Genomic DNA, 20,353 nt, shown 5'->3' on the forward strand with positions numbered 1-20,353 from the left:
GGCAATAATGCCGCCCACCCACCGGACCTCACACGCCGATGTCGCGCCCGTCCCTGCGCCAGACGGCGACGACCGAGGGGCGGACGATCTTGCCCGGGCCGTCGGGCCAGACGCTCGCCGGCTTCTCGACGGAAGCCCCGTCGATCTCGCCCGGGTGCTGGACCGCGACCAGGACCCGGCGGTCCTGGATGACCGGACCGCAGGTCTCGGCCCCGGCCGGGACGGTCAGGAACTGCTTCAGCTCGCCACGCCGGTCACCCTGGGTCGCCACACCGAACAGGCCGTCGTGCGAGTCCAGCTTGTTGCCGTCCGTGGAGATCCACAGGTTGCCGTGGTCGTCGAACGCCACGTTGTCCGGGCAGGAGATGGGGCTGACGTTCTCCTTGGGGAAGCCGGCGAAGTACGTCGACGGGTCGTCCGGGTCACCCGCCACGAGGAACAGCCGCCAGGCGAATCCGTCGCCCGCCGGGTCGTCCCAGTTCTCCGCGAGTTCCAGGATCTGCCCGTGCTTGTTGTTGTTGCGCGGGTTGGCCTCGTCCGCACCGGCCTTGCCCGCCTTGCCGCGGTCCGTGTTGTTGGTGAGCGCCACGTACACCCGGCCGGTGCGCGGCGAGGGCTCGACGTCCTCGGGGCGGTCCATCTTGGTCGCGCCGACCTTGTCACCGGCGAGGCGCGTGTAGACGTACACCTCGTCGGCGGTCATGCCGGGCACATGCGACGTGGTGCCGGTGGCCAGCGGGATCCAGACGCCGCTGCCGTCGAACTCCCCGTCGTTGGGAAGCTTTCCGGTGCCGTCGATCTCGGTCACCGGCGAGTCGCCGCTCAGCTTGGCGACGTACAGGGTGCCCTCGTCCAGCAGCGTCAGGTTGTGCTCGCGGGCCGCCCGCGAGTTGCCCTTCTTCATCCGCTTGCTGGAGACGAACTTGTAGAGGTAGTCGAACTTCTCGTCGTCGCCCATGTAGACGACCGGACGGCCGTCGGAGGTGAGCCGGGGCTCCGCCGCCTCGTGCTTGAACCGGCCCAGCGCGGTCCGCTTGCGCGGGGTGGAGTCCGGGTCGTACGGGTCGAGTTCGACGACCCAGCCGAAGCGGTTGGCCTCGTTGGGCTCCTTCGCCAGGTCGAACCGCCGGTCGAACCGCTCCCACTTGCGCTCGGTGGCGCCCGTGCCGATCCCGTACCGCTTGTGCATGTCGGTGTTGCCGTTGGCGAAGTACTGGTTGAAGTTCTCCTCGCCGTGCAGCGTGGTGCCCCACGGAGTGGTGCCGCCCGCGCAGTTGTTGAGGGTCCCGAGCACCTTGCGGCCGGACCGGTCAGCGGAGGTGCGCAGCAGGGTGCTGCCCGCGGCCGGGCCCGTCATGCGGAACTCGCTGGTCGCGGTCAAACGGCGGTTCAACGGGTGCCGGTTGACCGGCCCCAGCCTGCCGGTGCGGTGCTCCTCCTGGACGACGACCACGGAGAGTCCGTGCGCCGCCCAGGCAATCTCCACCTGCTCGCGGGTCGGGTTGGCCGGATCGTAACCGCGGAACATGAGGATCTCGTCCGTGTACTCATGGTTCGCGACCATGACCTGCCGACCGCGCTCGCCGCGCAGCGGGAGCAGGGAGAGGAAGTCGTTGTTGTAGCCGAACTGGCCGGCCTGGGCCTTCGCCGTCTGCTTGTCCGGGTTGAAGGCGGGCGCGCCGCGCAGGATCGGCTCGCCCCAGCGGATCACGACGTTCTGGGCGTACCCGTCGGGGATGGTGACCTTGTCGTCCTTGTTGGGCGCGACCGGCGAGAACCGCAGGCCACGCGCACCGGACGGGGCGGGTTTGTGGGGGTGACCCGGTTTGTGACCGTGTCCGGCGAGCACGGCGGCCTCGGCCTGCGGGGCGCTCGGGCCGGTCAGGGCGGCGGTGCCGGCGGCGGTGGCGACGGTGACCACGGCGGCGGCGCGCATCATCGAGCGGCGCGACACGGCACCGGCGATGATGTCGCCGGCGTACTCGTTGTCGCTGTTGTTGGGCGTCTCCTTGAAGCAGGCGTCCCCGCAGCGGAAGCGGCAGGTCAGCGCGGAACGCCCACCGGGATGCGAGCTGATGAACGGCAGCAGATTGCGCACGTGGATTCCCTCCGTCTGGTGTCGTGCGTGACGGTATGTGTGCCTCCACGCGGTCCGAGGGACTCTCGGTGAACGGGGGGTGAAGTCCGGGCCACCGCTGTTCTCTTGGGAGCCGGTGAAGAACACCGTCGTGGACTCGGTCCGGGAACGGTTTCGGCTCGGTTGACGCAGGGGCGGGCCGCACCGGCGAACGGCCGGATCCGGCCGCTAACCTTACGTATCCGTCCTGGCCAGGGATGAATTCACCCAGGTCGGACATTCACCGCACCCAACTCATGCGAAAGGCCTCGCCCATGGGCATTCGGAGCTTGCTGCGTAAGGTGTTCGGCCGCACGGAGCAGGACGAGCCGACCACGGCCACCGTCCCGCCCCAGGCCGAGCGCGTTCAGCCCAAGGAGACGGAGCCGGAGACCACTTCGGCGGCCGAGCCCGCGGCGGAGCCGAAGGCGTCGATCCCGGCCCCGGCCTCGCCCGCGTCCCCCACCTCGTCCTCCGTCTCCTCCACGGAGACGCCGTCCAGCACGTCCACCGCGTCCACGGCCTCCCCCGCGCCCGACTCCACGGAGCGTGACGGCTCGCTCGCCGCCGACCTGGTGGCGGAGGCCTTCGACAAGGCGGCCGCCGCGCCGGCGTCGCCGACCGTCCCCGCGCAGAAGTCGGCCCCGGAAGACACTCCGAAGACGGAGAAGGCGGAGAAGGCGGAGAAGCCCGAGGCGCCGGTGACCGCCGAGGAAGCTGTGGAGCCCGAGGAGCCGGTGACCGCCGAGGCTCCGGTCAAGGCCACCGAGGAGCCCGAGTCGACGCCGGAGCCGATCACGATCGACCTCGACGAAACCCCGGAGCCCGCACCGGAACCGCAGGCCAAGTCGGAAGCGGCAGCGGAGACAGAGGCAGAGGTGGAGGCGGAACCGGCAGCAGAAGCGGAAGCCTCCCCCGAAGCAGCGGAGGCAAAGGCCCCTGAGACCGCCCCCGAGGCACCTCAGGCCGCCCCCGAGGCACCCGAGACCCCCCAAGCCCCCAAGACCCCAGTGGCACCGGCAGCCACAGAGGCTCCGGAGACCGCGGAGACCGCGGAGACCCCGGCCGTCGCAGAGACCCCGGCGGCCCCTGCGGCACCGGAGCCCGCCGCCACCGCATCCGAGCCCGTCGTCGGCACCCCGGAGCCGGTCGTCGCCACCGCCCCGGAAGGCGCCCCCGGCAAGCCCGCCACCACGCTCGCGCGGGTCAAGTCGCGTGCTCCGCAGCTCGTCGCCCCGTACAAGGCGGCGCAGGCGGCGCTCAAGGCGCACGGGCTGACCGGGCTCCGCGCCCGCGTCTACCTGGTGCTCGACCGCTCCGGCTCGATGCGGCCGTTCTACAAGGACGGCAGCGCCCAGCATCTGGGCGACCGGACGCTCGCGCTCGCCGCGCACCTGGACGAGGGCGCCACCGTTCCGGTCGTCTTCTTCTCGACGGACATCGACGGCACCGGTGACATCGAGCTCTCCGGCCACGAGGGCCGCGTCGACGAGCTGCACGCGGGCCTCGGCCGCCTGGGCCGGACGCACTACCACCGTGCGGTCGAGGAGATCGTCGCGCACTACGAGAAGACCGAGGCCACCGGTCCGGCTCTCGTGATCTTCCAGACGGACGGCCCGCCGGACGCCAAGCAGGCCGCCCGGCAGGCCCTCACGGAGGCGGCGCGGCTGCCGCTGTTCTTCCAGTTCGTCGCCTTCGGCGAGCAGGACGCGAAGGGCTTCGACTTCCTGCGGAAGCTCGACGCCCCGAACACCGGCTTCTTCCACGCGGGCCCCGCGCCCCGCGAGGTCGCGGACGCCGAGCTCTACCGCGAGATCCTCGCCGGGCTGCCGGCCTGGACCGCCGCGCGCGCGGGCGACTCCGACGCCTGATCGACCGGCAGCCGTACGGTCACGGCGAGACCGCCGCCCTCCGGGCCCGGTATCGCCGTGACCGTACCGCCGTGGGCCACCGCGATCGACCGGACGATGGAGAGACCGAGGCCCGACCCCGGGCCCATCCGGTCCCGGCCCTCGCCCCGCCGGAACGGCTCGAAGAACACCGCGATATCGGCCTCCGAGACCTCCGGCCCGGTGTTGCGCACCAGCAGGGTCCCCTCCCCGGTCAGCGAGACCTCCACCGAGCCGCCCGGCACGTTGTACGTGACCGCGTTGGCCAGCAGGTTCGCCACCAGCTGGGCGAGCAGCAGCCGGTTGCCGCGCACGGAGCAGGCGGCCACCACGACGTGCACGTCCGGCCCGCCGCCCGGCCCCCGGCCCTCCGGACCACCGCCCCCCGCTCCCCGGCTCTCCGGTCCTCCGCTCGCGCCCCGTACCGCCGGACGGCGGGCCGCCTCCTCCCTGACCACGTGGTCGAGACGGACCGCCTCGCGCTCGTCCGCGGCCAGTCCCCGTTCGCTGCGGGCCAGCACGAGCAGCCCTTCGATGAGCCGCTCACTGCGCCGGTTGGTGTCCAGCAGGGTCTGCCGGGTGCGTACGAGGTCCTCGGGGGACGGGTCGTCCAAACCGATCTGGATCGCGGCGCGCTGGGTGGCCAGCGGGGTCCGCAGCTCGTGCGAGGCGTTCGCGATGAATCTCTGCTGGCTGTCGAACGCCTTCTCCAGCCGGGCCAGCAGGGCGTCCAGCGTCTCGCCCAGTTCCTTGAGCTCGTCGTCGGGCCCGGTGGGCGCCATGCGCTCGTGCAGGGTGTGCGCGGAGAGGCGGCGGGCCTTCTCGGTCATGTCGTGGACGGGTCGCAGCACCCGCCCGGCGGTCCACCAGCCCACCGCGACCGCGCAGCCCGTCATCACGAGCAGGGCGGCGATCGACCAGTACAGGAGCTGTTGCCCCGCCGCGTTGCTGACGTTGTCGGTGAGGTCGTAGACGGTGGGCGGCCCCAGGTGCCGACGGGAGATCAGCGGACCGTTCACCGCGTAGCCGGGCTGGGCGACGGCGGCGGACGAGGCGATGGAGCGGGCCTCGGTCTCCGTGCCGGCGCGGGAGGCGAGGTTGACGGTGGCCAGCAGGGCGGTGCCGAGCACCAGGAAGACACCGCCGTACACGAGGGCGATCCGGGTCCGGATCGTCGAGTGCGGGAGCTTCGAGGCGTCCACCAGCCGCCGCAGGGACGGCCGCTTCACAGGGCGTACCCGACGCCCTGCACGGTGCGGATCAGCGCGGGCTCGCCGAGCTTGGCGCGGAGCTTGCTCATACAGACGCGCACGGCGCCCGTGAACGGGTCGGCGTTGGCGTCCCAGGCGCGCTCCAGCAGCTCTTCCGCGCTGACCGTGCCGCCGTCGGCCTCCAGGAGCAGTTGCAGCACGGTGAACTCCTTCGGCGAGAGGTCCAGGTCCCGGTCGTCGCGGAGCGCGGAGCGCCGTACGGTGTCGAGCCGGATGCCGTGGCGCTCCAGCTGGGGCGGTACGGGTCTGGCGCTGCGGCGGCGCAGGGCGCGCACCCGGGAGACCAGCTCGGGGAACTCGAACGGCTTGGCCACGTAGTCGTCGGCCCCCAGATCGAGCCCGGCGACCCGGTCCTCCATGGTGCCGGAGGCGGTGAGCATCAGGATCCGGGTGCGGGAGCCGGAGGCGACCAGCCGGCGGGCCACGTCGTCGCCGTGCACCCGGGGGAGGTCGCGGTCGAGCACGACGACGTCGTAGTCGTGCAGGCCGAGGTAGGCGAGGGCCGCGTCCCCGCTGTACACCGTGTCGACCGCGAAGCCGGCCCGGCGCAGTCCGGTGGCGACCAGCTCCGCGAGGGTCTCCTCGTCCTCGGCTACCAGTACCCGCATGGTGATGTCCCCTGCCTCGTGCACGCTTGTCCGCTCCCTCCCAGGATGCGACTTTCCTACGGGAACCATTACGGGAACGGATGTTTCGCAAAGCTCTCCACCGAATACGCCGGGCTCTCCACCGGAGGCCGTCGCTCCGCCCGCACGGGGCCCCCGTTTATCGATGTGAGTGGATCCTGATCTGGCCGTTAGGATTTCGACCATGGCGGCCACTGGATCCGAGAAGCAGGGGGCGAAGGCGTACTACGTCTCGACCCCCATCTACTACGTCAACGACGCTCCTCACCTGGGCCACGCCTACACGACCGTCGCAGGCGACGTGCTCACGCGCTGGCATCGCCAGCGCGGCGAGAAGGTGTGGTACCTCACCGGCACGGACGAGCACGGTCAGAAGATCATGCGCACGGCCGAGGCGAACAACGTCACGCCGCAAGCCTGGTGCGACAAGCTCGTCGAGGAGGCCTGGAAGCCCCTCTGGGAGCATCTGAACATCGGACACGACGACTTCATCCGGACGACGGAGAAGCGGCACACCGACCGTGTGCAGGAGTTCGTGCAGGACCTGTACGACAAGGGCGAGATCTACAAGGGCGGGTACGAGGGCCCGTACTGCGTGGGTTGCGAGGAGTACAAGCTCCCAGGCGATCTGATCGACGGCGAGGGCGAGTTCGCCGGGCAGAAGCTCTGCCCGATCCACAAGAAGCCGGTGGAGCTCCTCAAGGAGGAGAACTACTTCTTCAAGCTGAGCGAGTACGGCCCGAAGCTGCTGGAGTTCTACGCGGCGAACCCCGGCTTCATCCAGCCCGAGTCGGCGCGCAACGAGGTCGTGAACTTCGTCGAGCAGGGGCTCCAGGACCTGTCGATCTCACGCTCGACGTTCGACTGGGGCGTCCCGGTGCCGTGGGACGACAAGCACGTCATCTATGTGTGGGTCGACGCGCTGCTCAACTACGCGACCGCCGTGGGCTACGGCGCGAACCAGGAGAAGTTCGACGGTACGTTCCCGGCGAACGTGCACCTGATCGGCAAGGACATCCTCCGCTTCCACTCGGTGATCTGGCCCGCGATGCTGATGGCGCAGGGTCTGCCGCTGCCCGGCAAGGTCGTCGCCAACGGCTGGCTGATGGTCGGCGGCGAGAAGATGTCCAAGTCCAACCTGACCGGCATCAAGCCGCAGGACCTGACCTCGCACTTCGGCGTGGACGCGTACCGCTGGTACTTCCTTCGGGCCATCGCGTACGGCAGCGACGGGTCGTTCTCGTGGGAGGACTTCACCGCCCGCTACACCTCCGAGCTGGCCAACGACTACGGCAACCTCGCCTCGCGGGTCGCGGCGATGGTCGGCAAGTACTTCGGCGGTGCGCTGCCGGAGGCGACGGCCGCCGGTGACGCCGAGCGGGCCGTGCGGGAGGGCCTGGCGAAGGCCGTGGCGACCGCCGACCGGAAGATCGGTGAGGAGCTGGACTTCCAGTCCGGCATCCTGGCGGTCTTCGACTTCGTGAAGCAGGTCAACGGCTACATCACGGAGCAGGAGCCGTGGAAGGTGGCCAAGGACACCAGCCCGGAGGGCCAGGCCCGCCTGGCGACCATTCTGTACACGGCCGCCGAGTCCCTGCGCGGGGTCGCGGTCCTGCTCAACCCGGTGATGCCGGAGACCTCGCAGAGGCTGTGGGAGTCCCTGGGCGCCGAGGAGTCCCTGGGAGCGCTGGCCGACCAGAGGGTCCAGGACGCGGGCGCCTGGGGCGTACTGCCCGTAGGCGCGACGGTGACGAAGGGCGCGGTGCTGTTCCCGCGCCTGGAGGAGAAGCCGGCGTAGCGCGTTCGTACGCATGATGAGCCCGGGACCGTGAACAGCGGTCCCGGGCTCCTCGCGTTCCGGCTTCGGGTCAGCGCGTCCAGTTCTTGAGCGGCTCGGTGTCCAGCTCGATCCCGCGCCCACGCTCACAGCGACCTCCTGTACCGCGCCCCCGGTCACTCGCACCGGGAACGTCTTCGACGTGCGGGCAAGGGGCCCTGCCCGCACGTCCGATCAGCGCCTCACCGCCTCAGCGTCGCCGCGTCCCCCATCACGATCACCGGGTTCATGGCCGGGTCCAGGGTGCGCAGGAGTTCCTCCATGTGTTCCTCCGGGATGGAGACACAGCCCTGGGTGGGGCCGCCGTGGTCGACGTGGATCCAGATGCCGCCGCCCCGTTCGAGGCCGAGCGGGCGGGTGCGGTCCAGGGGGCTGACGCCCGCCGTGCGGTTGTAGTTGATCGCGACGACGTAGTCGAAGGAGCCCTCCAGCGGCTCTCCGAAGAAGCCCTCGCCGTCCAGCGCGAACCGGGGGTGCTCGTCATACGGCAGCAGCGCTCCCGGGTCGGGGAGCCGCCCGCCCGCGTCGGTGAGTGCCCAGACGCCCGTGGGGGACCTCAGGTCGCCCGCCACATGGTGGTCCGTCCAGCCCTCCATACCGTTGTGCGCCGGCCAGGGGCCCAGGACCGGCTGCCAGCTCTTCGCCGGGCCCTCTCGGCTGTACAGGACCGCGCCGGCCTGGTGGGAGTCGGCCTCCTCGCCGGTCACGACGAACACCTGCCGTGCCTCGGCGGGGACCTGGGCCAGGGTCTCCGGTCCCAGACCGGGGATCTCGGCGGGGCTCGGCGTGGGCTCCGGGCTGGGCGAGGCCCGGCGTACGGAGGCGGCATCGGACTCCGGACCTGCGGCACCCTGCCCCGGAGCTCCTACGGGAGCCTTCGCGGGAGGGGCGTCGGAGGCGCAGCCGGCGAGCAGCAGGGCCAGGACGAGGAGCGGTGCGGCGAGCAGGGCGGGCGGGCGGCGCGGGACGGACACGGTGGCGGACTCCTCGGGTGGCGGCGGACGGCGCGACGCGGCAAGGGGGTGGGAGAGGGGTGTCTCGGTGCCAGTCTTTGCCGCGCCCGGCCCGACCGAACCCGAACCGGGGCCATCCGGCTGTACCGCGTCGCCCTATCCGCCGGACACCCCCCGGCCCTGCTGTCACCGGCACTCAGCCGCTTGCAACGAAACAGCCCCCGATCAGGTGATCGGGGGCTGTTTCACGTGAAACATCCGTGGAGCGGACCGTGCGGGCTACTTCTCCGTGGGCTTCTCCGACGCGCTCGCGCCCTTCGCCGCGACCGGCTTGCGCAGCTGGATGTTCAGCTCGCGCAGGCGGCTCTCGTCCAGCTCGGTCGGTGCGCCCATCATCAGGTCCTGGGCGTTGCCGTTGAGCGGGAAGGCGATCGTCTCGCGGATGTTGGGCTCGTCGGCGAGGAGCATCACGATGCGGTCGACGCCCGGGGCGATGCCACCGTGCGGCGGGGCGCCGAGACGGAACGCGCGGAGCATGCCCGCGAACTCGTGCTCGACGGTCTCGCGGTCGTAGCCGGCGATCTCGAAGGCCTTGAGCATCAGCTCGGGCTCGTGGTTACGGATCGCGCCGGAGGACAGTTCGATGCCGTTGCAGACGATGTCGTACTGCCAGGCGAGGATGTCCAACGGGTCCTTCTCCTCCAGGTCGGCGAGGCCGCCCTGGGGCATCGAGAAGGGGTTGTGCGAGAAGTCGATCTTCCCGGTCTCCTCGTCCTTCTCGTACATCGGGAAGTCGACGATCCAGCAGAACCGGAAGACGCCCTCCTCGAAGTGGCCGGCGCGCTTGGCGGCCTCGACCCGGACCGCCGACATGATCTTGGAGACCTCGTCGAACTCACCCGCGCCGAAGAAGACGGCGTGGCCCGGGACCAGCGAGAGGCGCTCGGTGAGCGTCTTGACGTCGGTCTCGGTGAGGAACTTGGCGATCGGTCCGGCCAGCGCCCCGTCCTCGCCCACGCGCACCCAGGCGAGGCCCTTGGCGCCGTGCTCGACGGCGTACTCACCGAGGCCGTCGAAGAACTTCCGGGACTGACCCGCGGTGTCCGGGACCGGCAGCGCGCGGACGTGCTTGCCGGCGAACGCCTTGAACCCGGAGTCGGCGAAGACGTCCGAGATGTCGACGAGCTCCAGCTTGGCGCGCAGGTCCGGCTTGTCGTTGCCGTACTTCAGCATCGACTCGCGGAACGGGATGCGCGGGAACGGCGAGGTGACCTCGCGGCCGTTGCCGAACTCGGTGAAGAGCTCGGTCATCAGCTTCTCGATCGGCTGGAAGACGTCCTCCTGCTCGACGAAGGACATCTCGACGTCGAGCTGGTAGAACTCGCCCGGGGAGCGGTCCGCGCGGGCGTCCTCGTCGCGGAAGCAGGGCGCGATCTGGAAGTAGCGGTCGAAGCCCGAGATCATCAGCAGCTGCTTGAACTGCTGCGGGGCCTGCGGCAGCGCGTAGAACTTGCCGGGGTTCAGCCGGGACGGAACGACGAAGTCACGGGCGCCCTCGGGGGAGGTCGCGGTGAGGATCGGGGTCGCCATCTCGTTGAAGCCGAGGGCCACCATCTTGGAGCGGATCGAGGCGATCACGGCCGAGCGCAGCATGATGTTGCGGTGCATGCGCTCGCGGCGCAGGTCGAGGAAGCGGTACTCAAGGCGCCGCTCCTCGTTGACGCCGTCCTCGGTGTTGATCGTGAAGGGCAGCGGGCCGGCTTCGCCGAGCACCTCGACCTCGGTGACCTCGATCTCGATCTCGCCGGTCGGCAGCTCCGGGTTGACGTTGTCGGCTCCGCGCGCGGAGACCTTGCCGTCGATCCGGACGACGGTCTCCTTGGTGAGCTTCGCCAGGGCCTCGTTGCCGGGGGTGCCGGGGCGGGCGACGAGCTGCACCAGACCGTAGTGGTCACGCAGATCGATGAAGAGGATGCCACCCAGGTCTCGGCGATTGTGCAGCCAGCCGCTCAGCCGGACGTCGGTGCCGACGTCAGAGGCGCGGAGCTCGCCGCAGGTGTGGGACCTGTACCGATGCATCGTCGTTCATCCAGTCTTCGCGGTTGGGGGTGGATTGGAGCCTCCCCAGGCTACCGCCCGGGACCGGGACGGTTCATTTCCCTTTACGCCGCCGTACTCGCCGGCCCCCGGGGCAGGTGGCGGCCCCTCGGTGGCGTCCGCCGAGCACATCTTCCTAAAGTGGGGCAATGCGCACCGAGGAAGTCCTGGCCGCGATCGCGACGGGCCTGTGGCGCTGGGACAACGCAGCCGGCACGGTCACGCTCGACGCGGAGGCGGCCCGGCTGCTCGGGCTGCCCGCCGAGCCAGGCAGCTACCGGGAGTCCACGGTGCGCTCCTGCTTCCACCCGGTCGACTGGAACGAGATCTACGCGGTGGTGAACCTGGCGGTCGCCGAGGGCACGCTCGCGGAGGCGCGGCTGCGCATCGTGGACGAGCGCGGCCAGGTGCTCCGTACCGTGCGCAGCCGCTCCAAGCCGGTCGTCCCGCCGGACCTGGACGCCGACAGCTACGTCCTCTTCGGCACGCTCCAGGAGGTAGCCGAGCCGCAGCCCGGCTCCACCGACGCCGCCCACACGCCGATCACCGGGGACTGGCGCCGGTCCCGGGAGGCGTTCCTGCTGGACGCCGGGCGGGCGCTGGCCGAGGCCCGCTCCACCGCGGAGGTACTGCGGGTCGCCGGTTCGCTCTCCATGCCCGGTTTCACCCCGGACGGCCTCGCGGTCTTCGGCTCCGCCGGGGAGCGGCTGATGATCATCGGGCACCACGGGCACAGCACGGGGGACGAGGAGCCCTTCACCGACATGCCGCTGGACACGGACTACCCGGCCGCCGAGGTCGTCCGCACGGGCCGGGCGATCTATCTCCCCTCCCCCGAGGAGTACCGCCGCCGCTACCCGGCCACCTGGCCGCTCGCCCGGCGCTTCGGGCGGCAGTCCTGGGCCTTTCTGCCCCTGGTCTCCTCCGGCCGCACGATGGGCGCCTGGATGGCGGGGTTCCGGCATCCGGTGGCGTTCACGCCGGACGAGCGCGCGGTGCTCTCGACGGTTGCCCGCATGCTCGCCCAGGCCCTGGCCCGCGCCGGGGTGGCGGAGACGGAACGCGAGCTGTCACTCGGGCTCCAGCGCTCGATGATGCCGACCCTGGGCCCGGAGATCCCCGGCATGACGGTGGCCGCGCGGTACGTGCCGACCGGCGGCGGGCTCCAGGTGGGTGGCGACTGGTACGACATGATCCCGCTGCCCAACGGCCGCATCGCCCTGGTCATCGGCGACGTCCAGGGCCATGACGTGCGGGCCGCCGGGCTGATGGGCCAGCTCCGCATCGCTTTGCGCGCCTACGCCTCCGAGGGGCACCGCCCGGACGCCGTGCTCGCCCGGGCCTCGCGCTTCCTGTCCGGACTCACCGACGCGTACGAGAGCGTCGAGGGCGAGGAGGAGCCCCCGACGCCGCGCTTCGCGACCTGCCTGTACGCGGAGGTGGACCCGGAGGCCGGGACCCTGGACATCGCCCGCGCGGGCCACCCCGACCCGGTGGTGATCAGCGCCGACGGGACCGCGGTGATCCGGCAGACGGCCGGCGGCCTGCCGCTCGGGATCGAGACGGACTCCGACTACCCCACCACCCGGGTGGTCCTGGAGCCCGGCGAGACGATCATGCTCTGCACGGACGGTCTCATCGAGACCGGCGGGCACGACATGGCCACCGGCTGGGACCGGCTGCGCCCGGTCCTGGAAGCGCCCGCCGAGGACCTGGAACAGCTGGCCGACGCCCTGGTCCAGGCCGTGCACGGGCCGACCTCGCACTACACGACGGGGCCGCTCGCGGACCGGCGGGAGGACGACATCGCGGTCCTGGTGCTGCGGCGCGAGAGCATCTCCGCCCGGGCGACGCCGCCGCGCCGCAGCGTCATGACCATCGCGCAGGCCGAGCCCGAGCGGATCTCGGTCGGCCGGCAGCTCGTGCGCGAACTGCTCCACGACTGGAGCGATGCCGAGCAGGTCGACTCGGCGGTCCTGATGGTCTCCGAGATGGCCACCAACGTGCTCGTCCACACCGACGGGGACGCGCTGATGGTGGCGGAGATCTCCGGCGAGCAGGGGCAGCGGCGGCTGCGCGTCGAGGTCGCCGACGCGAGCGACGAACTGCCGCACAAGAGGCGGCCGGGCGAGATGGCGTCCAGCGGGCGGGGGCTGGTGCTGATGGAGATGCTGGCGGACGCGTGGGGGGTGGATCCGCGCGGGGAGGGGAAGTCGACCTGGTTCGAGCTGTACGAGTCGGACGAGCCGGAGGAGCTGGTGGAGGCCTCGGCCTCCTGAGCCGTGCCCACAGGCCGCCGCGGCCTTGGTGTTCCCGGGCCCCCGCGGCCCGTTCCCCGGCCCCCGCGGCCCGTTCCCCGGAACCGGGCCTCCCTGCCCTGGCGCTCCCCCGGCCCCTGCGGCCCTGGCTTCCGGAGTGCGCGGGCCCACCCCCGTAACGGTTCCGTCCTCAAACGCCGGACGGGCTGGAGTGGCTGCCCGCAGCGCCGGGACCACCGCCGGGCGGGCCGAAATCACCGCCGGACGGGCCGGGGTGGCTGCCCGCAGCGCCGGGACCACCGCCGGACGGGCCGGGATCACCGCCGGACGGGCCGGGGCCGCCGTCGGGCGGCCCCGGAGACGGCCCGAGGCCGTTTCGCAGCTCGCCCAGGACACCGAAGGCCGCCGCGCACAGCGGCACGGCCAGCAGCATGCCGAGCAGGCCCGCGACGCTCGCGCCCGCCGTCAGCGCGATCATGATCATGGCGGGGTGCATCTGGACCGTACGGCTCTGGATCATCGGCTGGAGCACATGGCCCTCCAGCACCTGGACCGCGAGGACCACCCCCAGGGCCCACAGGGCGATCACGAGCCCCCGGTCGGCCAGCGCCACCAGCACCGCCACCGCGCCGGAGAGGAACGCCCCGAGGTACGGGATGTACGCGCCGACGAACACCAGCGCGCCGAGCCCCACCGCCCCGGGCACGTCCAGGATCAGCAGGCCCACCGTGATGCACACGGCGTCGATCAGGGCGATGAACGTGGTGCCGCGCATGAAGCCCTCGACGGCCTCGAACGCCCGGCGCCCCATGGCCTCGACCAGGTCCCCGGTGCCGCGCGGGGCCACCGCGTGGGCCAGATTGACCGCGCGGTCCGCATCGCGCAGGAAGAAGAAGGTCAGCAGCAGGGCCAGCACACTGGTCGCCACCAGCGAACCGACCAGGCTGATCCCGCTGAGCAGACCGCCCGCGGCGCTCGCCCCGAACTTCTCGACCAGGTTCTTCGCGTTGTCGGCCAGGTCGTCGACGTCCGTGGCCCCCGCGATGTCCAGATGGTCCACGACCCACTGGCCGGCGTCCTTCAGCGAGTCGACGATCTGGGCGCCGGAGTCGACGAGAGCGGTGACGACGATGTACCCGGCGCCCCCGACCACCGCGACGAGGGCCGCGCAGGTCAGCCCGGCGGCCAGCGACCGGTTGAGCCTGCGGGCGATGAGCCACCGGTGGACGGGACCGAGCAGCGCGGTGCCGAGCAGGGCGAGCAGCACCGGGGTGACCGCGGTCTTGAGGACGACGACCAGCCAGATCGCGACGGCGGCGACGCCCACGCCGAGCAGGACGACACCGCACCAGGCAGCCGCGCGGCGGGCGCTCTCGGGAAGGAGGGGCTGGGGTGCGGGCACCCTCCCACCCGATCACGGGGCACGGCGGCCGGCCCGTCCGCCGCCCCCGTACGGGTGACGGGGAGTCACCTGACGGAGGCGGCGGGAGGGGTCACATGCCGTGGACCGCGGGGACCGTGCCCAGGCGGCCGGCCTGGAAGTCCTCGAAGGCCTGCCGCAGCTCGGCCTGACTGTTCATCACGAACGGTCCGTAGTGCGCCATCGGCTCCCGGATCGGACGGCCGCCGAGGAGAACAACCTCCAGGTCCGGGGTGTTGCCGTCCTGCCGCTCGTCCGCGCGGACGGTCAGCGAGCCGCCGGCTCCGAACACCGCGGTCTGGCCCATCGCGACGGGGCGGCGCTCCGCGCCGACCGTGCCGCGCCCGGCCAGGACGTAGGCGAGGCCGTTGAAGTCCTCGCGCCACGGGAGGGTCACCTCGGCGCCGGGCCGGACGGTGGCGTGGATCATCGTGATCGGGGTGTGGGTGATGCCGGGGCCCTCGTGGCCGTCGAGCTCACCGGCGATGACCCGGAGCAGCGCACCGCCGTCGGGGGAGGCGAGGAGCTGGACCTCGCCGCCCCGGATGTCCTGGTAGCGCGGGGCCATCATCTTGTCGGCCTTGGGCAGGTTCACCCAGAGCTGGAGGCCGTGGAAGAGCCCGCCGGACATGACGAGCGACTCCGGCGGGGCCTCGATGTGCAGCAGGCCCGATCCGGCGGTCATCCACTGGGTGTCGCCGTTCTCGATGGTGCCGCCGCCACCGTTGGAGTCCTGGTGGATGAAGGACCCGTCGATGAGATACGTGACCGTCTCGAAGCCGCGGTGCGGGTGCCAGGGGGTGCCCTTCGGCTCGCCGGCGGCGTACTCCACCTCACCCATCTGGTCCATCATGATGAAGGGGTCGAGGTGCCGGTAGTTGATGCCCGCGAACGCGCGGCGGACGGGGAAGCCCTCGCCCTCGAATCCGCTCGGCGCGGTCGTGACGGTGAGCACGGGACGGGCCACGGCGTCACCCGAAGCGGTCACCTTGGGCAGGGTCAGCGGGTTGTCGACGGTCACTGCGGGCATGGAAGCCACCTCCGGGCGAGTGTTCTGCGACCAATTTAGTTGAATGATGAACATCCTGCAAGGCGGCCTTCATTCCCGGGCGGCCACGCCGGTGGGCCCGCCCGTGACCCCGACAGCGAAAAGGGCCCGCGCCACTTTCGGCACGGACCCACGTCCGAACAACTGAACCGCAGGTCAGCGACCCACTGGAAGGCCACCCCTCCGCGTAGGCGCCTACCCGTACATACGGCGCATCGCGAAGTCGACCATCTGCTCGACGGCCTTGGCGTCGAAGACCATCCGGTGGTCGCCCTCCATGTCCAGGACGAAGCCGTACCCCGTCGGCAGCAGGTCGATCACCTCGGCCCCGGTGATCACGAAGTACTTGGACTCCTTGCCCGCGTACAGCCGCAGCTCCTTCAGCGTGGTGAACATCGGGATCACCGGCTGCTGCGTGTTGTGCAGCGCGAGGAAGCCAGGGTTGTCGCCGCGCGGGCAGTAGACCTTCGACGTGGCGAAGATCTGCTGGAAGTCCTCGGCGGAGAGGGAGCCGGTGGTGAAGGCCCGTACCGCGTCGGCCAGGGAGAGCGGCGACGGTTCGGGATACAGCGGCTGCTCCCCGTAGCCGCCGCCCATCTGACCCATCTGGCCCATCTGACCCATCTGCTGCTGAGCACCAGGGTTCTGGTCGTAGCCGTACATGCTGCAAAGAGTAATCGGACACATCTACGGCAAGAGGGGTTGCACCTTATTACTGACGGGTAGCATCATCGTAGAGGTCAGTTGATGGACCTACGCCTGCCTGTCGCCCGACCCGCATCACTCCCCGGGGCGCTGTGCGCCACTGCTATTGATTACGGAGCCTTCCCATGGGGCACTACAAGTCGAATCTCCGCGACATCGAGTTCAACCTCTTCGAGGTCCTCGGGCGCGACAAGGTGTATGGCACCGGTCCGTTCGGTGAGATGGACGTCGACACCGCGAAGAGCATCCTGGACGAGGTCGCGCGCCTCGCGGAGAACGAGCTCGCCGAGTCCTACGCGGACGCCGACCGCAACCCGCCGGTCTTCGACCCGGAGACGAAGACCGCTCCGGTCCCGGCGAGCTTCAAGAAGTCGTACCAGGCCTTCATGGACTCCGAGTACTGGCGCCTTGGCCTCCCCGAGGAGATCGGCGGCACCACCTCGCCCCGCTCCCTGATCTGGGGGTACGCGGAGCTGCTGCTCGGCTCGAACCCGGCCGTCTGGATGTACTCCTCCGGCCCGGCGTTCGCCGGCATCCTCTTCGACGAGGGCAACGACGAGCAGAAGAAGATCGCGGAGATCGCCGTCGAGAAGCAGTGGGGCTCGACGATGGTGCTGACCGAGCCGGACGCCGGCTCCGACGTCGGCGCAGGCCGGACGAAGGCCGTGCGGCAGGAGGACGGCTCCTGGCACATCGAGGGTGTGAAGCGCTTCATCACCTCGGGCGAGCACGACATGTCCGAGAACATCATCCACTACGTGCTGGCCCGCCCCGAGGGCGCCGGACCCGGCACCAAGGGCCTCTCGCTCTTCATGGTCCCGAAGTTCCACTTCGACTGGACCACCGGCGAGCTGGGCGAGCGCAACGGCGTGTACGCGACGAACGTCGAGCACAAGATGGGCCTCAAGGCCTCCAACACCTGCGAGATGACCTTCGGCGACCAGCACCCCGCCAAGGGGTGGCTGATCGGCGACAAGCACGACGGCATCCGCCAGATGTTCCGCATCATCGAGTTCGCCCGCATGATGGTCGGCACGAAGGCCATCGCCGCCCTCTCCGCCGGCTACCTGAACGCACTGGAGTACGCCAAGGAGCGCGTCCAGGGTCCGGACCTGGCGAACTTCATGGACAAGACGGCGCCCAAGGTCACCATCACGCACCACCCCGACGTGCGCCGCTCGCTCATGACGCAGAAGGCGTACGCCGAGGGCATGCGCTCCCTCGTGCTGTACACCGCCTCCGTCCAGGACGCGATCCAGGAGCAGGAGGCCGCGGGCGAGGACGCCAAGGCGCTCAACGGCCTCAACGACCTGCTGCTGCCGATCGTGAAGGGCTACGGCTCCGAGAAGTCCTACGAGCAGCTCGCGCAGTCGCTCCAGACGTTCGGCGGCTCCGGCTACCTCCAGGAGTACCCGGTCGAGCAGTACATCCGGGACGCCAAGATCGACACCCTCTACGAGGGCACCACGGCGATCCAGGGCCAGGACTTCTTCTTCCGGAAGATCGTCCGCGACCAGGGCGCCTCCCTCAACATGCTCTCCGAGGAGATCAAGAAGTTCCTCGCGGGCGCCCACGGCAACGAGGAGCTGGCCCCGGCGCTGGACTCGCTCGCCAAGGCCGCCGTGGACCTGGAGGCGATCGTCGGCACGATGATCACCGACCTCACCGCGACCGGCGAGGACGTCAAGAACATCTACAAGGTCGGGCTCAACACGACCCGCCTGCTGATGGCCTCCGGCGATGTCGTCGTCGGCTACCTGCTGCTCAAGGGCGCGGCCGTGGCCGCCGAGAAGCTGCCGACCGCCTCCGCCAAGGACGTCCCCTTCTACCAGGGCAAGATCGCCGCCGCGAAGTTCTTCGCGGCGAACGTCCTGCCGGGCGTCTCCACCGAGCGCGCGCTCGCCGAGTCGATCGACAACTCGCTGATGGAGCTGGACGAGGCCGCGTTCTAGGGAATCGCTCGCTGTTTCGTCAACACGCGCCGCCATCCGGAATTCGTTCGGGTGGCGGCGCTGTCGTATCAGCTGGGTACGCTGAGTGCACGGGCCAGGATCCCTTCCATGGGAGGAACCATGACCGCCGAGGCACAGTCCGAAGCGTCGCAGCAGCGGCGCACCAACCCCGGGTGGCCGGTCCCGCCACCGGACGGCTACACCGTGGACGATTTCTTCACGCTTGACGACCTCCCGCCGCACACAGAGCTGATCGACGGGAGCCTGGTTTTCGTGAGTCCGCAGCGCGACTTTCATACGCTGGCGATGTACCTGCTGGAGCAGGGTCTGCGGCAGCACGTCCCGAACGACCTTCGCGTACGTCGCGAGATGGCGATCGTGCTGGGCAAGAGAAACGCCCCGGAACCCGACCTCGTCGTAGTCAAGGCGGAAGCGATCAAGGGCCGCCGCCAGACCCGCTATGAGGCTGCAGACGTCCTCCTCGCCGTCGAGGTCGTCTCGCCCGACTCCGAGGACCGCGACCGGGACACCAAGCCGCACAAGTACGCGGCGGCGGGCATCCAGCACTTCTGGCTCGTCGAGATGACCGGCGAGATGGACCGCCCCATGGTCATCACCTACGAGCTCGACCCGGTCAACAAGACGTACGTCTCCACCGGCGTCCACCACGACCGGCTCAAGCTCTCCGCCCCGTACGACATCGACATCGACCTGACCTCCATCGACGAGCTGTAGGGCTACCGATCTCCCCGGTCACCGGATACCGGACCCCGAGTCCTCGTTACAGTGAAGAACATGAGTTCCCCTCTCCGGTTCGACCGCGCCCACACCGATGACCTGATGTCCTTCCTGGCGGCCAGCCCGTCCCCGTACCACGCCGTGGCGAACGCCGCCTCGCGGCTGGAGGAGGCCGGCTTCCGGCAGGTCGAGGAGACCGCCGCGTGGGACGCGTCGGCCGGCGGGAAGTACGTGCTGCGCGGCGGGGCGATCGTCGCCTGGTACGTGCCGGAGGGCGCCGAGGCGCACACCCCGTTCCGGATCGCCGGGGCGCACACCGACTCCCCGAACCTGCGGGTGAAGCCGCTGCCCGACACCGGGGCGCACGGCTGGCGCCAGATCGCCGTCGAGGTCTACGGCGGCACCCTGCTGAACACCTGGCTCGACCGGGACCTGGGTCTGGCCGGGCGGATCTCCCTGCGGGACGGCACCCACCGGCTGGTCAACATCGACCGGGCGCTGCTGCGGGTGCCACAGCTGGCCGTGCACCTGGACCGGTCGGCCAACACCGAGGGGCTCAAGCTCGACCGGCAGAAGCACATGCAGCCGATCTGGGGGCTCGGGGAAGTCGAGGAGGGTGACCTGATCCGGTTCGTCGCCGAGGAGGCGGGCGTCGACGCGGAGGACGTCACCGGCTGGGACCTGATGCCGCACGCCATCGAGCCGCCCTCCTACCTCGGCCGGGACCGGGAGCTGGTGGCCGGGCCCCGAATGGACAACCTCCTCTCGGTGCACGCGGCGACCGCCGCCCTGGCCGCCGTCGCCGGGCAGGACGACGCCGCCATCCCGTACATCCCGGTGCTCGCCGCCTTCGACCACGAGGAGAACGGCTCCCAGTCGGACACCGGGGCCGACGGGCCGCTGCTGGGCTCGGTGCTGGAGCGCTCGGTGTTCGCGCGCGGCGGCACGTACGAGGACCGCGCCCGCGCCTTCGCCGGCACGGTCTGCCTCTCCTCCGACACCGGCCACGCCGTGCACCCCAACTACGCGGAGCGGCACGACCCGACGCACCACCCGGTCGCCAACGGCGGGCCGATCCTCAAGGTCAACGTCAACATGCGGTACGCCACCGACGGCAGCGGCCGTGCGGTGTTCGCGGCGGCCTGCGAGAAGGCGGGCGTGCCGTGGCAGAGCTTCGTGTCCAACAACGCGATGCCCTGCGGCACCACGATCGGACCGATCACCGCGGCCCGGCACGGCATCCAGACCGTGGACATCGGCGTGGCGATCCTCTCGATGCACAGCGCGCGTGAGCTGTGCGGCGCCGACGACCCGTATCTGCTGGCGAACGCGCTCACCTCGTTCCTCGCGGGCTGACCCGCCCCCGCCCAAACGCCCTCGCACACATGGTTGTTGCCGGGCCGGGTACGCGACCTGTACACCGGCCCGGACTCACCGGGCGGT

General features: G+C 70.7%; 14 protein-coding genes. 6 read left to right on the forward strand and 8 right to left on the reverse strand.

Annotated elements, in window-relative coordinates; translation table 11 throughout:
- Positions 1–28: 28 nt before the first annotated feature.
- Complete coding sequence (locus ACH4KB_RS16455) at positions 29–2,098, reverse strand: PhoX family protein (protein ID WP_398066639.1); 2,070 nt, start codon at positions 2,096–2,098, stop codon at positions 29–31.
- 293 nt (positions 2,099–2,391) lie between these two features.
- On the opposite strand from ACH4KB_RS16455, the gene ACH4KB_RS16460 reads away from it, so the two are divergent.
- Positions 2,392–3,987 carry a VWA domain-containing protein gene (locus ACH4KB_RS16460; RefSeq protein WP_398066640.1) on the forward strand — a complete coding sequence of 532 codons (1,596 nt, stop codon included), beginning with the start codon at positions 2,392–2,394 and terminating at the stop codon, positions 3,985–3,987.
- Here ACH4KB_RS16460 and ACH4KB_RS16465 read toward each other — a convergent pair.
- Entirely contained in the window at positions 3,921–5,234 is a 1,314-nt protein-coding gene (locus ACH4KB_RS16465; protein ID WP_398066641.1) for a sensor histidine kinase, read from the reverse strand. The two genes, ACH4KB_RS16460 and ACH4KB_RS16465, sit on opposite strands and share 67 nt — an antisense overlap.
- Entirely contained in the window at positions 5,231–5,884 is a 654-nt protein-coding gene (locus tag ACH4KB_RS16470; protein ID WP_398066886.1) for a response regulator transcription factor, read from the reverse strand. Before ACH4KB_RS16470 ends, ACH4KB_RS16465 begins: the two co-directional genes overlap by 4 nt.
- A gap of 202 nt (positions 5,885–6,086) precedes the next feature.
- On the opposite strand from ACH4KB_RS16470, the gene metG reads away from it, so the two are divergent.
- Positions 6,087–7,700, forward strand: coding sequence for a methionine--tRNA ligase (gene metG / locus ACH4KB_RS16475; RefSeq protein ID WP_398066642.1), 1,614 nt, complete (start codon positions 6,087–6,089; stop codon positions 7,698–7,700).
- A 221-nt stretch (positions 7,701–7,921) separates the two neighbouring features.
- Here the strand turns inward: metG and ACH4KB_RS16480 are convergent, their stop codons facing one another.
- A complete protein-coding gene (locus ACH4KB_RS16480) occupies positions 7,922–8,713 on the reverse strand; it encodes a L,D-transpeptidase family protein (protein WP_398066643.1) in 792 nt (263 codons plus the stop codon).
- 258 nt (positions 8,714–8,971) lie between these two features.
- Positions 8,972–10,771, reverse strand: coding sequence for an aspartate--tRNA ligase (aspS, locus tag ACH4KB_RS16485; protein ID WP_398066644.1), 1,800 nt, complete (start codon positions 10,769–10,771; stop codon positions 8,972–8,974).
- A 167-nt stretch (positions 10,772–10,938) separates the two neighbouring features.
- Here aspS and ACH4KB_RS16490 point away from each other — a divergent pair, with 167 nt between their 5' ends.
- Complete coding sequence (locus ACH4KB_RS16490; RefSeq protein WP_398066645.1) at positions 10,939–13,068, forward strand: SpoIIE family protein phosphatase; 2,130 nt, start codon at positions 10,939–10,941, stop codon at positions 13,066–13,068.
- A 169-nt stretch (positions 13,069–13,237) separates the two neighbouring features.
- On the opposite strand, the gene ACH4KB_RS16495 is transcribed toward ACH4KB_RS16490, so the two are convergent.
- From ACH4KB_RS16495 to ACH4KB_RS16505, 3 genes are all read right to left on the reverse strand, one after another.
- Positions 13,238–14,449, reverse strand: coding sequence for an AI-2E family transporter (locus ACH4KB_RS16495; protein ID WP_398066646.1), 1,212 nt, complete (start codon positions 14,447–14,449; stop codon positions 13,238–13,240).
- 91 nt (positions 14,450–14,540) lie between these two features.
- Positions 14,541–15,497, reverse strand: coding sequence for a pirin family protein (locus tag ACH4KB_RS16500; protein WP_398066647.1), 957 nt, complete (start codon positions 15,495–15,497; stop codon positions 14,541–14,543).
- A 213-nt stretch (positions 15,498–15,710) separates the two neighbouring features.
- Positions 15,711–16,178 carry an SseB family protein gene (locus ACH4KB_RS16505; RefSeq protein ID WP_398066648.1) on the reverse strand — a complete coding sequence of 156 codons (468 nt, stop codon included), beginning with the start codon at positions 16,176–16,178 and terminating at the stop codon, positions 15,711–15,713.
- A gap of 167 nt (positions 16,179–16,345) precedes the next feature.
- Here ACH4KB_RS16505 and ACH4KB_RS16510 point away from each other — a divergent pair, with 167 nt between their 5' ends.
- The 3 genes from ACH4KB_RS16510 to ACH4KB_RS16520 all read left to right on the forward strand — a co-directional run bounded on the left by ACH4KB_RS16510 (position 16,346) and on the right by ACH4KB_RS16520 (position 20,266).
- Positions 16,346–18,172 (forward strand): acyl-CoA dehydrogenase, encoded by a 1,827-nt coding sequence (locus ACH4KB_RS16510; RefSeq protein WP_398066649.1) that lies wholly within the window; start codon positions 16,346–16,348, stop codon positions 18,170–18,172.
- 108 nt (positions 18,173–18,280) lie between these two features.
- Positions 18,281–18,907, forward strand: coding sequence for a Uma2 family endonuclease (locus ACH4KB_RS16515; RefSeq protein ID WP_398066650.1), 627 nt, complete (start codon positions 18,281–18,283; stop codon positions 18,905–18,907).
- A 60-nt stretch (positions 18,908–18,967) separates the two neighbouring features.
- Complete coding sequence (locus ACH4KB_RS16520) at positions 18,968–20,266, forward strand: M18 family aminopeptidase (protein WP_398066651.1); 1,299 nt, start codon at positions 18,968–18,970, stop codon at positions 20,264–20,266.
- The last annotated feature ends 87 nt before the right edge of the window (positions 20,267–20,353 follow it).

Origin of the sequence: Streptomyces sp. NPDC017520, assembly GCF_044329855.1 — a bacterium.
Taxonomy (GTDB): domain Bacteria; phylum Actinomycetota; class Actinomycetes; order Streptomycetales; family Streptomycetaceae; genus Streptomyces.